16 protein-coding genes, 1 pseudogene and 2 riboswitches are annotated in these 12,183 nt (G+C 41.1%); of the genes and pseudogenes, 12 read left to right on the top strand and 5 right to left on the bottom strand.

The window, feature by feature from the left end; genetic code table 11:
• Window positions 1-22: 22 nt before the first annotated feature.
• Window positions 23-343 carry a PadR family transcriptional regulator gene (locus tag J7I90_RS09270; RefSeq protein WP_214770824.1) on the top strand — a complete coding sequence of 107 codons (321 nt, stop codon included), beginning with the start codon at window positions 23-25 and terminating at the stop codon, window positions 341-343.
• A 445-nt stretch (window positions 344-788) separates the two neighbouring features.
• Here the strand turns inward: J7I90_RS09270 and J7I90_RS09265 are convergent, their stop codons facing one another.
• Both J7I90_RS09265 and J7I90_RS09260 read right to left on the bottom strand, forming a co-directional pair.
• On the bottom strand, window positions 789-935 hold the full coding sequence (locus J7I90_RS09265; RefSeq protein WP_153246159.1) for a hypothetical protein: 147 nt from the start codon (window positions 933-935) through the stop codon (window positions 789-791).
• Window positions 936-956: 21 nt separating this feature from the next.
• Window positions 957-1,499, bottom strand: a complete 543-nt coding sequence (locus tag J7I90_RS09260) for a VUT family protein (RefSeq protein WP_214770822.1) — start codon at window positions 1,497-1,499, stop codon at window positions 957-959.
• 50 nt (window positions 1,500-1,549) lie between these two features.
• Window positions 1,550-1,592, bottom strand: a riboswitch (PreQ1 riboswitch).
• Window positions 1,593-1,627: 35 nt separating this feature from the next.
• On the opposite strand from J7I90_RS09260, the gene J7I90_RS09255 reads away from it, so the two are divergent.
• The 5 genes from J7I90_RS09255 to J7I90_RS09235 all read left to right on the top strand — a co-directional run bounded on the left by J7I90_RS09255 (window position 1,628) and on the right by J7I90_RS09235 (window position 3,921).
• The gene (locus J7I90_RS09255) at window positions 1,628-1,786 is read left to right on the top strand and encodes a hypothetical protein (protein ID WP_214770820.1); all 159 of its coding nucleotides are present in this window, start codon (window positions 1,628-1,630) and stop codon (window positions 1,784-1,786) included.
• 33 nt (window positions 1,787-1,819) lie between these two features.
• Window positions 1,820-2,305, top strand: a complete 486-nt coding sequence (locus J7I90_RS09250) for an SRPBCC family protein (protein ID WP_214770818.1) — start codon at window positions 1,820-1,822, stop codon at window positions 2,303-2,305.
• Window positions 2,306-2,333: 28 nt separating this feature from the next.
• Window positions 2,334-2,774 (top strand): SRPBCC family protein, encoded by a 441-nt coding sequence (locus J7I90_RS09245; RefSeq protein ID WP_214770816.1) that lies wholly within the window; start codon window positions 2,334-2,336, stop codon window positions 2,772-2,774.
• 178 nt (window positions 2,775-2,952) lie between these two features.
• Window positions 2,953-3,522: a TetR/AcrR family transcriptional regulator gene (locus J7I90_RS09240; protein WP_214770814.1), complete on the top strand. Its 570-nt coding sequence runs from the start codon at window positions 2,953-2,955 to the stop codon at window positions 3,520-3,522.
• A 51-nt stretch (window positions 3,523-3,573) separates the two neighbouring features.
• The gene (locus J7I90_RS09235; RefSeq protein ID WP_214770812.1) at window positions 3,574-3,921 is read left to right on the top strand and encodes a DUF4260 domain-containing protein; all 348 of its coding nucleotides are present in this window, start codon (window positions 3,574-3,576) and stop codon (window positions 3,919-3,921) included.
• A gap of 44 nt (window positions 3,922-3,965) precedes the next feature.
• Here J7I90_RS09235 and queE read toward each other — a convergent pair whose 3' ends face one another.
• The 3 genes from queE to queC are packed head-to-tail and all read right to left on the bottom strand — an operon-like array spanning window position 3,966 to window position 5,825.
• Window positions 3,966-4,694, bottom strand: coding sequence for a 7-carboxy-7-deazaguanine synthase QueE (queE, locus tag J7I90_RS09230; RefSeq protein ID WP_095394246.1), 729 nt, complete (start codon window positions 4,692-4,694; stop codon window positions 3,966-3,968).
• Window positions 4,687-5,157 carry a 6-carboxytetrahydropterin synthase QueD gene (gene queD / locus J7I90_RS09225; protein WP_214770809.1) on the bottom strand — a complete coding sequence of 157 codons (471 nt, stop codon included), beginning with the start codon at window positions 5,155-5,157 and terminating at the stop codon, window positions 4,687-4,689. The genes queE and queD overlap by 8 nt, the downstream gene beginning before the upstream one ends.
• Window positions 5,157-5,825: a 7-cyano-7-deazaguanine synthase QueC gene (gene queC / locus J7I90_RS09220; protein WP_214770806.1), complete on the bottom strand. Its 669-nt coding sequence runs from the start codon at window positions 5,823-5,825 to the stop codon at window positions 5,157-5,159. The genes queD and queC overlap by 1 nt, the downstream gene beginning before the upstream one ends.
• A gap of 55 nt (window positions 5,826-5,880) precedes the next feature.
• Window positions 5,881-5,923, bottom strand: a riboswitch (PreQ1 riboswitch).
• Between the two features lie 530 nt (window positions 5,924-6,453).
• Between queC and J7I90_RS28125 the strand changes: the two are divergent.
• From J7I90_RS28125 to J7I90_RS09195, 6 genes and pseudogenes are all read left to right on the top strand, one after another.
• Window positions 6,454-6,849: pseudogene (locus J7I90_RS28125) on the top strand (HAMP domain-containing protein); the annotation flags it as partial.
• The gene (locus tag J7I90_RS28120) at window positions 6,841-7,788 is read left to right on the top strand and encodes a methyl-accepting chemotaxis protein (RefSeq protein WP_396020423.1); all 948 of its coding nucleotides are present in this window, start codon (window positions 6,841-6,843) and stop codon (window positions 7,786-7,788) included. The pseudogene J7I90_RS28125 and the gene J7I90_RS28120, both read left to right, overlap by 9 nt.
• Window positions 7,789-8,238: 450 nt before the next feature.
• The gene (locus J7I90_RS09210; protein ID WP_214770800.1) at window positions 8,239-8,454 is read left to right on the top strand and encodes a hypothetical protein; all 216 of its coding nucleotides are present in this window, start codon (window positions 8,239-8,241) and stop codon (window positions 8,452-8,454) included.
• Between the two features lie 780 nt (window positions 8,455-9,234).
• A complete protein-coding gene (gene pgsB / locus J7I90_RS09205; protein WP_034309408.1) occupies window positions 9,235-10,416 on the top strand; it encodes a poly-gamma-glutamate synthase PgsB in 1,182 nt (393 codons plus the stop codon).
• A 15-nt stretch (window positions 10,417-10,431) separates the two neighbouring features.
• Window positions 10,432-10,881, top strand: a complete 450-nt coding sequence (gene pgsC / locus J7I90_RS09200; protein ID WP_034309410.1) for a poly-gamma-glutamate biosynthesis protein PgsC — start codon at window positions 10,432-10,434, stop codon at window positions 10,879-10,881.
• Window positions 10,882-10,891: 10 nt separating this feature from the next.
• Window positions 10,892-12,175 (top strand): CapA family protein, encoded by a 1,284-nt coding sequence (locus tag J7I90_RS09195; protein ID WP_214770797.1) that lies wholly within the window; start codon window positions 10,892-10,894, stop codon window positions 12,173-12,175.
• Window positions 12,176-12,183: the final 8 nt, after the last annotated feature.

Raw genomic sequence — 12,183 nt, 5'->3', positions numbered from 1 at the left:
AATGAAAAGGAGGAGATTTTATATGGATAAAGAATTAATGAAGGGAAGCATTGACCTCCTTTTGCTTTCACTTCTTTCACAAAAACAGCTATACGGCTATGAAATCACGAAGATCCTAAAGCAAATGAGCATGGGCAACTATGAAATAAGTGAAGGCACCCTCTACCCCGCCCTTAAACGATTAGAAAAAAAAGAATTCATCAAAGGACATTGGAAAGAGTCCGAATCAGGCCGCAGGAAATATTATCATGTCACCGAAAATGGACAAACCGAACTTGAGCGGAAACGTGAATGCTTTTTCTTCCTGGAAAAATTAGTTCGAAAAAGCGCAGAGCAATTCTAAACCTAATAAAAAGCTTTTTTTGCTGTTTTTCTCTGGTTTGGACTGTTTACTCGTGAATTTTGCACGTTTACTCGTGAGTTCGGACTGTTTACTCGTTAGTTTGGACTGTTTACTCGTTAGTTTCGCACGTTTACTCGTGAGTTTGGACTGTTTACTCGTTTACTCGTGAATTTGCGCTGTTTACTCGTGAGTTTCGCACTTTTACTCGTGAGTTTTGCATGTTTACTCGTGAGTTTGCGCTGTTTACTCGTGAATTCGTAACTGAACACTTAGTTTTGCACGTTTACTCGTAAGTTCGCACTGTTTACTCGTGAATTTTGCACGTTTACTCGTAAGTTCGCACTGTTTACTCGTGAATTTTGCACGCCTACTCGTCAATTCGTACTTAACACTAGTTTGCACTGTTTACTCGTGAGTCAAGTCAATCACGCAAAAAAGGACCTAATCAGGTCCTTTTTTTGTCTATTCCTTTATGCTTGCGATAATTGGCGCAGGAGAGCTTCATGCATTCCCCTTGTACATGCGGTCCATATTTTTCACGAAAGGCCTCGAGGCAATAGCATTTTTCTTCTTCCTTTTTGGTTCCATCCATCGAGTGCATCCCTCCTAGCATTTAACTGGAGACTACACGTTTCTCCAGTTTTACGTTGATTCGTCCCAACAATACGGCACCAATGGACTGAATGATCGTTTTAACGATGATTTGGCCGATGACCGCAGCGGGTACTGCTTCCCATGGCAATATATTGGCACCCAAAGGACTTAGGCCTATCACGACAAATATCACTGAATCGAAAAATCCTCCAACGATTCCGCTGTAAAACACCCTCCAACTCATCGGGAGCTTTAAACGGGTATAAATTTCCGTATCCGCTGTTTCTGCGACCATGAAGGATAATGCGGAAGCAAAAACAATCAGTAACGTATCTCCTAATAAAAATGATACACATGCAGATAAAATAAGTGCAGTGACGATGCATATATAGGTCTTCGCACGGCCGAATTTATTCTGGACCAGATCTCGGAAGATGAATGTTCCCCCGATGAGCAATGTCCCCATCGGGATGATGAACATGCCAAAATGTAATGGCTCAAAAGCCGCTGTAACCACATTCGCCGTGATGATGGATACTAAATACAATAAAATTCTTAACATTTCTTAATTCTCCTTATACAGAAAAAACAGCACCCTAAGAAAGAGCCCTGTTCTCCTTAGTTTTTTTGAGAGGGTAGCTAGAACCTCTTCCGCCAGGGCGGATTATCATTTTCCTTATTCATCGTAGCTTGAAAGCGGTTGGAAATCAAGAAGTTTCCATACCGTCGATTTTGCGGATACCGATTGATTTAGCCATTTACTTCAATGGCCCTGTTTCCCCTTTTGCCGATTTCTGTCGCTTAAAACTGCTTGACCGGCTGTATATGATAGCCGAAAATCAAAGATAAAGTCACGTACCTTATTTGGCGAGGAGAAAAAGAATGATGAAAAAAACTGCGTTTGTCTATCCTATTTATATCGCAACCACACCAGAGAAGCTTTGGGAAGCCTTGACGAGTGGTGAAGTCACGAAGGAATACCACTTCGGATTACAAGTACAGTCTGTCTGGCAAGAAGGGTCAGCCGTTAAATATGTGCTGGAAGATGGGCGGATTACTGATCATGGGCATGTACTTAAATGCGAGCCGTTGCACCTGCTCTCGTTTACATGGATCATGGCAGGAGACGAAACACCTCGCGAGCAGCCAACACGGGTCACTTTTGAAATACAGAAAATGGACGATTCGACAGTGAAGTTAATTCTTAGGCATGAGGAGCTATTGGAGACAGATTTCGTATATGATGACAATACCTTTGAAGGCTTGAATAATGGATGGCCAGCCATTCTAAGTAACCTGAAGAGCTTGCTTGAAACTGGACGGACCCTGCCGCCCATATCAGTAGACTGGGATAGTGGAAAACAATAACAACAAATCGAAAGAGGGTCGAGTTAGTATGGATACCCAAATAACCACGAAATTCAAGATAATCAAGCCAACAAATGAAGTGTTTGAGGCCATTGTGAATCCTGAAGAAATCGGGAATTTCTGGTTCTCATCGAGTTCGGAAAGATGGGAAAAAGGCCGGACGCCTACATTGAGATACAACGAATACGATGCAGAAGTGGTCATTCATGTATTGGAAGCAGAGGAAAATAGGAAAATCGTGTTTACGTGGGGCGGAAATGATCAAGAAACGGTTGTTACCATAACACTAAAAGAGTTGGGCAAAACGAGTACGATCATTGAAGTGAACGAATCTGGATTGAGTGAAGACGACCCTGACATAATAAACAAAATGATCGGACAAAAAGAAGGTTGGGTATATACATTAACTTGTTTAAAGGGTTATTTAGAAAATGGCGTTACTACTTTGAGAGCATCATTAGTTTTTTAATAAATTGCATAAACCCTCAATAAACTGGGGGTTTATCCTTTGCAAAACTTGTGAACCAACAATGGCAAAATCCCACTTAAAATACAGTAATTTATAATTCGACCTAATAATTGACATTTGAAAATCAGTGAGCTATCATTCTAATTAACCAGTGGTCAATTAATAAGGAGGTGACAAAATGTCGCCAAGGAAATCGGCAGGTCAAGAATTGTCCAGGGACATGGTGTTGAATGAAGCTAGAAACCTTTTTGCAGCGTTAGGGTATTCGAATGTCTCGATGAGGCAATTGGCTAAATCATTGGATTGCAGCCATGGAGCCATTTATTATCATTTTAAAAACAAGGCGGAAATATTTTATAGTTTGGTGAAAACGGATTTTTCCGTTTTAAATTCTTTTATCGATGATATCATCCTGTCGGAATATGACCCTTCCGTAAAAATGGAAAAGATTTTATTATGCTTCTTGGAGTTCGGTTTAACCCAACAGAATCATTATTCCATCATGTTTTTATCGAAGGAAAAAGAAATTCAGCAGTTACTTCAATTCGATTCTAATAAAACATACGAAAAGCTAATCCAGTCCTTGACGGATCTAACGGACAACAAACTGAATCCTGCATCCATTTGGTCGATTTTTCTTTCTCTTCACGGATTCATAACTTTTTATATTAATTCTGAGCTATCTTATCAAGATGTAAAAGGTTTAGCCTATTTTCATGTAAAAAATATCACCAAGAACATCATATGATTTTTTTGAACATTATTGACCAATGGTCAATTAAAATTTGGAGGTTATGAAATGGTAAAGAAATTCCTTCATATTGAAGGACTTACGGTCCTTTTAGCGGTGAATTACATCTATTCGTTATATGAATTCAGCTGGTGGATTTTCCTTTTGTTGATTTTGTCCCCTGATGTTTCCATGCTGGCCTATCTGATCAATGATCGGATTGGAGCAAAGGTTTATAACGCATTCCATACTTATATCGTGTCCATCTTCATGATTTCGTTAGCCATATTCCTAAAGGAGGATGCATGGGTGATGATTGGTTTAATTTGGACCGCGCATATAGGAATGGATCGCTTATTTGGATATGGCCTTAAATACACATCATCCTTCAAAGCTACACACATGCAAAGGTTGTAATAAGCTTAAAAGGCAGTGTGATGTTTAATCACACTGCCTTTACTTTACACGCCCCGCTTGTTACCCCATATATAGGTATGCAGCTGGGGCAGGACTTTCACATCATTCAATTCATCATCTGCTATCACTTTATCAATTAACTCTTCGTACTTCTTCAATAGACCGCTGATCAATTGACGATCATCCGCCGTCCTGCTGTCGTCATTGCCGACCTGCAGATAAAAAGGAATATCCGGATAACGCCCATGTACATGTTTGGCATATTGATAATCTTCCTCGTTAAAGACGACGATTTTCAATGAAACATGGTTTTCTGGATTTCGATTGGCAAGATTCGAGATGATTTGATCAAGCACGGTAAAGTCCGTGTTCATACCAGAGCTCGGCGGCTTAGGTGAGATAGTCAATTCATCTATATCGAGAAACCAATCCTGCCATCGGCTCCCTTGTGTTTCTACACCTATTTTCATTTTATTTTCATGTAAGATCGCTATCAAGCCGTTTAGGTTTTTCAATAGAGCCGGGTTCCCCCCAGATATCGTCACGAAGGAAAAACCAGAACCCCCAATTCGCTTCAGCTCATCCCATATTTCATCGGCAGTCATCTGAACGGTATCTTCCTTACCTGTGCCATCCCAAGTAAATGCGGAATCACACCAGGAACATGAATAATCGCAGCCGGCAGTCCGAACGAACATGGTTTTTTGACCAATGACCATTCCCTCTCCTTGGATGGTCGGCCCGAAGATTTCCATTACCGGAAGTTTACTCACATTCCATCCACTCCCGTCTCGCTTCGGCATAGCTTGTCGGCGTTTCGTACAGTCGAACAAATTCGACTCTAGCACCCTCATATTCTTTTAAGGAAAGGGCTTCGGCCATTTTTTCATAAATCCAGACAACCATATTTTCAGCTGTTGTATTCATGAGCGGCAGGGTTTCATTCAAATAACGATGATCCAGGTGGATTTCGATTTCATTTTTCCATATATCCTTGATGTCACCAAAATCTATCATTAACCCTCGTGAATCCGTATACCCGCTCAATCCAAAAATGACTTTATACGTGTGGCCATGCAGGTTCTTGCATTTCCCTTCATAGTCATGCAGATGGTGCGCCGCGTCAAAGGTGAATTCCTTACTCACGAGAACCCTCTTGTTTGTATACTTCAATTGGCTGCGCTGAATATCTTCATCTATTTTTTGGAGTTTATCCACTATCTTAAAACCGTACATCATGATGAAAGCACCTTCCGTCTGCTTACGTAGTCATCCAGCCCTTTTTTCCGCAGATTACATGCCGGACAATCACCACAGCCATCGGAGATGATTCCGTTATAGCAAGTCAGTGTCTTTTCGCGGACAAAGTCGAACGCGCCAAGCTGGTCAGCAAGCTCCCATGTTTCCTCTTTATTAAGCCACATTAGCGGCGTATCAATCACGAATGACTGGTCCATCGATAAGTTTAAGGTCACATTCAACGATTTAATGAATACATCGCGGCAGTCAGGATATCCGCTGAAATCCGTTTCACAGACTCCTGTGACAATATGTTTAGCGCCAATCTGACTCGCCAGCACTCCGGCAAACGAAAGGAACAGCAAATTCCTCCCCGGAACGAACGTCGACGGCAGCTCCCCTTCTTCTCCGTCCGCCACTGCGATATCACTTCTCGTCAATGCATTCGGTGCCAATTGGTTCAGCAGCGACATGTCAAGGATATGATGATTCACGCCCAATTCCTTGGCAATGTTTTGAGCGCATTCGATTTCCAAGCTATGCCGCTGATTATAATCGAACGTCACCGCTTCCACTTCCTCAAATCTCTCCAATGCCCAAAACAGGCACGTCGTACTGTCCTGTCCCCCGCTAAACACAACCACTGCCTTTTCTTTCTTCTTCATTTCTATAAAACTCCTTTTTACGGAAAAAAACAGCACCCTAAGAATAGAGCACTGTTTCTCCTTAGTTTTTTTGAGAGGGTAGCTAGAACCTCTTCCGCCTTAACGCGGAATATTATATTTTTCCAAGTCAATAGTAACTTGAAAATGATAAGAAATCAAGATGTTTATATAAAGTGAACATTAGACCTGATGGAAAATTTGGTTAACTTTTCATTACTTGAAAATCACATTAAAAATCCGATAAAAAAGAGTGAATAGAATATCGATAAAGGGGTCCAATAATTTGAAAAGCATTAAAGCAAAGGTATTGGTGGCATTTTCACTACTCATATCTTTATGTGTCATCTTAGGAGCATTCAACATTTATAGCAGCAACAAGTCACTGGTATACTCCCAGAATATCATCGAAAGGGAACTTCCGCTTCTTATCCAAGACGAAAAGCTCCTATATAATCTAGCACAACGAACCGCATTTGTCCGGGCCTATATTCTATATGGCGACGAGAGTTATAAAGAAAGGTTCTTACAATATACCGAAGAAAGCCAGGTCATCCAGGAGGAACTCCTAGCCTTAAGCGATTCTGATAAAGCAAAGGAATTGATCGAGAAAAGCGTGGATTGGAGGACGATGATTGTAGAGCGGGTATTTATCCAGGAGGAAAAAGGAAATGAAGAACGCGCTAAAGAGATACTCAAAAATGAAGTGGCGCCAATCAGCAATGAAATAATGGAGGGTTTTAAGGAGCTTGCTTCGAAACGCGAGGAATTGATTGTCGCTTCAGGTGAAACCGTCATCGAAAGCGGGAAATCGGTCAAGACGACAAGTATCATCATGTCCATTGCAGCAGTCCTTATCGGCCTTGTACTGGCGCTTGTTACTGCCAACCTCATTACCACTCCCCTCCTTAAAATCAGGGACAGGATGAAAATGGTGGCTGACGGAGAGCTGAATCATGAACCCCTGGAGCAAAAGTCATATGATGAACTGGGCGAATTAACGGTCTCCGCCAACCAAATGCAGAAAAACCTTCGTGATGCGATCGAAAAAATGCTCGTTGTTTCGCAATCCGTTACCAACCAAAGCGAGGATCTGACTCAATCAGCAAATGAAGTGCAGCAGGGCAGCAAGCAAATAGCGTCTACGATGTATGAACTTTCGGAAGGTTCGGAGTCACAAGCCAGCCGGGCAGCTGAAATGGTTCGCATGATGGATGATTTCACCGGCAGGATCGAGTTGGCCCACCTGGAAGGAGCGGATGTGGCTAGAAGTTCAACCGAAATCCTTTCCTTGACCAAGGACGGCACCGCTTTAATGCGCAGTTCGGTCCAACAGATGCAAAGTATTGATGGGATTGTCAAAAATGCCGTAGAGCAAGTGAAAGGGCTCGATTCTCAATCACAGCAAATCTCACAGCTTGTGCAGGTCATCAAAGATATATCCAATCAAACCAATCTATTGGCGCTGAATGCAGCCATAGAGGCCGCTCGTGCTGGTGAACATGGTAAGGGCTTTGCCGTCGTCGCCGCTGAAGTGCGGAAACTCGCTGAAGAGGTCACACACTCCGTCGGGGATATCACCAATATTGTCTCCGCCATTCAAGCGGGTTCAAAAACAGTCGTCCACTCCCTGGAAGATGGTTATACTCAAGTGGATGAAGGCACGAAACAGATCACACTCACAGGCCGAACCTTTGAAACAATCAATTACTCTGTCGGGAATATGGAAATGAAAATACAGCATATTACCGAAGAATTGAACTATATCTCCACAAATAGCAAAAAAATCAATCAGGCTATCGAAGATATCGCAGCCGTTTCTGAAGAGTCCGCGGCAGGAATCGAACAAGTCTCCGCCTCCGCTCAGCAATCCAGCTCTTCGATGGATGAAATCACGAATCATGCCAGTGAACTTGTGTCTTCGGCAGAATTGCTGACTGCACAGGTTAAGAAATTCCAATTATGACACTAGCAAGTTCCCGATACTTGAATGCGGGAACTTGCTTTTTTTTCTCCTAATTTAAGCCTTGTTTCATTTTCATAAATTCGGGGAATATATAACTATACACAATAATGAACCATTAAAAAAGCAAATCTATCAAAAACGGCTGGAAGTGAATATTTTCCTTTGTTTTCAGAATATTTAGTGTATAATTAATGTAATAAAAGGAATATTTTAACGAAAATAATGATTACTTCCAATACCTGCAAATTCTGAACTTTCCTTTCAACACCATGCACGGGCCATATGCTTAGTAAAATATCGATTGCATGCTTTCTCTGGAATCAAACCATTCACAACTTTATTCACACAAAAACCTAATTTCCACTCCAAATTTGCAAAAAAAGGTTAAACTTCATCAACGATATGTTACTATTAAACTAAGACCTTTTAACCCCATAAGGAGGAATTCATATGAAACGTTTTTTCAAATTCATCGCAGACTTTAACGAAAGAAAAGCACTGGAACGGGAAACCGAAGAATTCTTTCGCAAAGAATACGAAAATTATATGAAGATGAATCCTGACAATCAAGGAAAGAGAAGGAGATTAGCTCCTAGACTTTATGTGATTGATGGCGGTAAAAAGGGCTCCAACCTTGAGATTTCTGACAGAAAGAAATCCAGTTAACCTGATTCCTTCCATTATCAGCTACCCATGCTGTAACTCAAGACCCACAAAATTATGATAACGGAGATCCGTGATCATTCCATTCATTTACAATATATAAGCCGAAAGCTCAGATATGCTTCTGGGCTTTTTTATTTTTCATTCTTCTATAAACACTATATCTATAGAAGAAACTAGGTATTTTTTAAAAGAAATGGGTTAACTTTAGTTTATTTCATGTTTTAGGAAAAAGGTCAATTATAGACCCATGGGTATTTACCAAGGAAAAACCGGAAAATACCAAAAAAAAGAGATGTGTTCTTTTACTCATCTTTATCCATATTCAAAAGAGTTCAACTAATTGAGTCGTTAGATGCAATATTTCACATTGAATGACAAATGCATAAAAATTGTAACGTTTATGTCGAACAATGGGTATAAACAATTAATAAACTGTAATAAACCTCACTTTTAAAAATTAATTATTATTCAAATATAGCCATTATGAATTAGGCTCAAATACTCATAAAACTATTTTACTTCTGACCATAATGGGTTTTTATTAAACCTTCCATAATTTAGTGTAAATAAAACCCCGATTCCCTCGATTTCCAGCCATATCTTTGTACTCATAAAACAATTTATCCCATTAGATACTATTACACCCTAATATACATATATTTGAAAAAGCTGATGATAACTATATTACGATAGAATAATTGACTCTTGCCTATTAAGTTTAAAATCATGTAGTGTGTATTCAGTAATTCAAATATTTGAAAAAAAGAGAGGTTAAAAAAAATGGCACCAATATTTATTTGTGCGATCTTTTTGCTTGGTTATGGCATTTTTGAACAAAAACGCCATCAGAAGCGTCTCGACTCCATCCCGGTACGTGTGAATGTGAATGGGATTCGAGGGAAATCAACTGTAACGCGTCTAATTACAGGTGTGATCCAGGAAGCTAAATACAAAACAGTAGGTAAAACAACCGGAACATCAGCAAGAATGATCTATTGGTTTACCGACAAGGAAAAACCGATTGTACGCCGCCCGGAAGGACCCAACATAGGAGAACAACGGCGTGTAGTTAAAGAAGTTGCCGACTTAGGCACGGAAGCACTGGTTTGTGAGTGCATGGCCGTACAGCCTGACTATCAACTAATCTTCCAAAACAAAATGATCCAGGCAAACATCGGGGTCATCGTGAATGTATTGGAAGACCATATGGATGTCATGGGACCGACTATGGATGAGGTTGCTGAAGCCTTCACTGCTACCATTCCCCATAATGGTCACTTAATAACCATCGAAAGTGAATATTTGGACTTTTTCAAACAAATCGCCAAAGAACGCAACACAAAAGTGATCGTTGCAGATAATTCAAGAATTTCCGAAGATTTCTTACGCGAATTCGACTATATGGTATTTCCGGATAACGCATCACTGGCCTTGGCCGTTGCGGAAGCTTTGGGAATTGATGAAAAAACGGCTTTCCGCGGCATGCTGAATGCACATCCAGATCCAGGGGCCATGCGGATCACCAAATTCGGAGATCGCATCCAGCCAACTTTCTTTGTCAATGGCTTTGCTGCAAACGACGCGGCATCGACGCTGAACATATGGGAACGTGTCAATACGTTCGGATACAGCACAGAACCTCCTATCGTCATCATGAACTGCCGTGCAGACCGTGTGGACCGTACCGAACAGTTTGCTAGAGATGTATTGCCGTACATAAAATCCGAAATCGTCATTGCCATTGGTGAAACTACATCACCAATCACGAAGGTATTCGAGCAAGGTAAATTGGATACTAAAGAATATTGGGATTTAGAAAACTGGTCAACTGAAGAAATCGTGGCCCGTCTCCGCCCATTGATGAAAAACCGAATCGTCTACGGTGTCGGGAATATTCACGGCGCAGCGGAACCATTAATTGAAGCATTCATGAAATCTAAAACAAAGCAAAAAGCAAGTTAAGTAGGAGGAACCTTAATGTTTGGATCGGATTTATATGTAGCCCTAGTACTGGGTGTAACGCTTAGCCTTATATTTTCAGAAAAGACGGGTGTCGTACCCGCAGGACTTATCGTGCCAGGTTATTTGGCATTAGTATTTGATCAATGGGAAATCATGCTGACCATTTTGATCATTAGTGTCGTAACTTATTTAATCGTCACCCACGGCCTTTCAAGATGGGTGATTTTATATGGAAGAAGAAAATTCGCCGCCATGATGGTGACCGGGATTTGCTTGAAACTCCTACTGGACTTAGTCTACCCCGTCATGCCCTTTGAAATATTCGAGTTTCGGGGAATCGGCATAATCGTACCTGGATTGATAGCGAATACCATACAAAGACAAGGAATGCCATTGACACTTGGCAGCACGCTTTTATTATCCGGCATAACATTCGGTTTAATGAACGTGTACTACCTATTCTGAGGTGCAAAAAATGAAACGGACTTTAAATGCAAAAGAAAAAACACTTATCTTTATTAAACGCACGAAGAAAAAGAATCTTAAATACACTGGAATCATACTACCTATATTACTAATCGCTTTAGTCATTACCACTTGGATGGGACGGGCTGAGGAAGTGAAAACAGTCGCAACAAAATCCGGTCAACCGTTGACGATGACAATGGTCGGTGATGTGATGATGGGACGTTATGTTGAAGAAGTGACGGAAAAACACGGGTATGAATACCTCTTCCGGTATATGAAGCCCTATTTCGCCAATTCGGATTATGTCAGTGGGAATTATGAACATACCGCTTTAAGAGAAGACGTATCCAACTACAAGGGAGCTGATACGCCCATCCGCTTAAACTCCAATACTAGCGGTGTGAAAGCCGTTAAGGATGCTGGCTTCTCTGTGGTGTCATTGGCAAATAACCATATGATGGACTATGAAGAACAAGGACTCCTTGACACGATTGATGAATTCAAAAGTGCGGATATGCACTATGTCGGTGTTGGATCGAACACTGCGGAAGCAAAAAACAGCATCGACTATACGGATGTTAATGGCGTTCGTGTCGCAACACTTGGCTTCACGGATGTTTACGGTAAGGATGCCGTTTCAAAAAATGATAAAGCCGGACTATTGAACTCCAATCCTGATTTATTATTTGAAATGATCGGCAAAGCAAAGGATGCCAAGCAAGGAAACGCAGACTTGGTTGTGGTAAATATGCACTGGGGACAAGAGTATTCAACATCAACAACCGATCGACAAAAAGACTTGGCGAAAGCTATCATAGATGCGGGGGCTGACATCATCATCGGTCATCACCCCCACGTGCTTCAATCGATCGATGTTTATAAAGATGGAATCATTTTCTATAGTCTGGGAAATTTCATTTTCGATCAAGGCTGGACACGCACAAAGGATTCAGCCATGGTTCAATACCATTTAGCGAATGATGGAAAAGCTACAATCGATGTCGTACCGCTGCAAATTGAAGAAGCAACACCAAGGCCAGCTACCTCTTCCATTGACAAATCACGTGTTTACCGACAGTTGACCAAGGAAACGAGTGAAAAAGTCCAGTGGTCTAAAAAAGAGGATCGCATCGAGATTACCTTGGATCACAAGAAGGTAATCGATCATAAGGCACAGCGTGAACAAGAGGAAAAGGCCGCAATGGAAAAGAAAGCTGCACTGGAGAAAAAAGCAGCACAAGAGAAAAAGGCCGTACAAGCTAAACAACCGGGAATACAACCCATTCAGTAAGGAACACT

Source organism: Bacillus sp. ISL-57 (assembly GCF_018613135.1).
In the GTDB taxonomy this organism is placed as follows: domain Bacteria; phylum Bacillota; class Bacilli; order Bacillales; family DSM-1321; genus Peribacillus; species Peribacillus frigoritolerans.
Note: the sequence above shows the minus strand (reverse complement) of the source record. Positions and strands in the feature narration are given on the sequence as shown.

Bases quoted from the DNA above. Each gene is read 5' to 3' on its own strand.
- pgsC (WP_034309410.1), top strand. From the start codon at position 10,432: ATGTTTGGATCGGATTTATATGTAGCCCTAGTACTGGGTGTAACGCTT.
- queC (WP_214770806.1), bottom strand. From the start codon at position 5,825: ATGAAGAAGAAAGAAAAGGCAGTGGTTGTGTTTAGCGGGGGACAGGAC.
- J7I90_RS09265 (WP_153246159.1), bottom strand. From the start codon at position 935: ATGGATGGAACCAAAAAGGAAGAAGAAAAATGCTATTGCCTCGAGGCC.
- J7I90_RS09260 (WP_214770822.1), bottom strand. From the start codon at position 1,499: ATGTTAAGAATTTTATTGTATTTAGTATCCATCATCACGGCGAATGTG.
- J7I90_RS28120 (WP_396020423.1), top strand. From the start codon at position 6,841: ATGCAGAAAAACCTTCGTGATGCGATCGAAAAAATGCTCGTTGTTTCG.
- J7I90_RS09240 (WP_214770814.1), top strand. From the start codon at position 2,953: ATGTCGCCAAGGAAATCGGCAGGTCAAGAATTGTCCAGGGACATGGTG.
- J7I90_RS09210 (WP_214770800.1), top strand. From the start codon at position 8,239: ATGAAACGTTTTTTCAAATTCATCGCAGACTTTAACGAAAGAAAAGCA.
- pgsB (WP_034309408.1), top strand. From the start codon at position 9,235: ATGGCACCAATATTTATTTGTGCGATCTTTTTGCTTGGTTATGGCATT.
- J7I90_RS09250 (WP_214770818.1), top strand. From the start codon at position 1,820: ATGATGAAAAAAACTGCGTTTGTCTATCCTATTTATATCGCAACCACA.
- J7I90_RS09245 (WP_214770816.1), top strand. From the start codon at position 2,334: ATGGATACCCAAATAACCACGAAATTCAAGATAATCAAGCCAACAAAT.
- J7I90_RS09270 (WP_214770824.1), top strand. From the start codon at position 23: ATGGATAAAGAATTAATGAAGGGAAGCATTGACCTCCTTTTGCTTTCA.
- queD (WP_214770809.1), bottom strand. From the start codon at position 5,157: ATGTACGGTTTTAAGATAGTGGATAAACTCCAAAAAATAGATGAAGAT.
- J7I90_RS09195 (WP_214770797.1), top strand. From the start codon at position 10,892: ATGAAACGGACTTTAAATGCAAAAGAAAAAACACTTATCTTTATTAAA.
- J7I90_RS09235 (WP_214770812.1), top strand. From the start codon at position 3,574: ATGGTAAAGAAATTCCTTCATATTGAAGGACTTACGGTCCTTTTAGCG.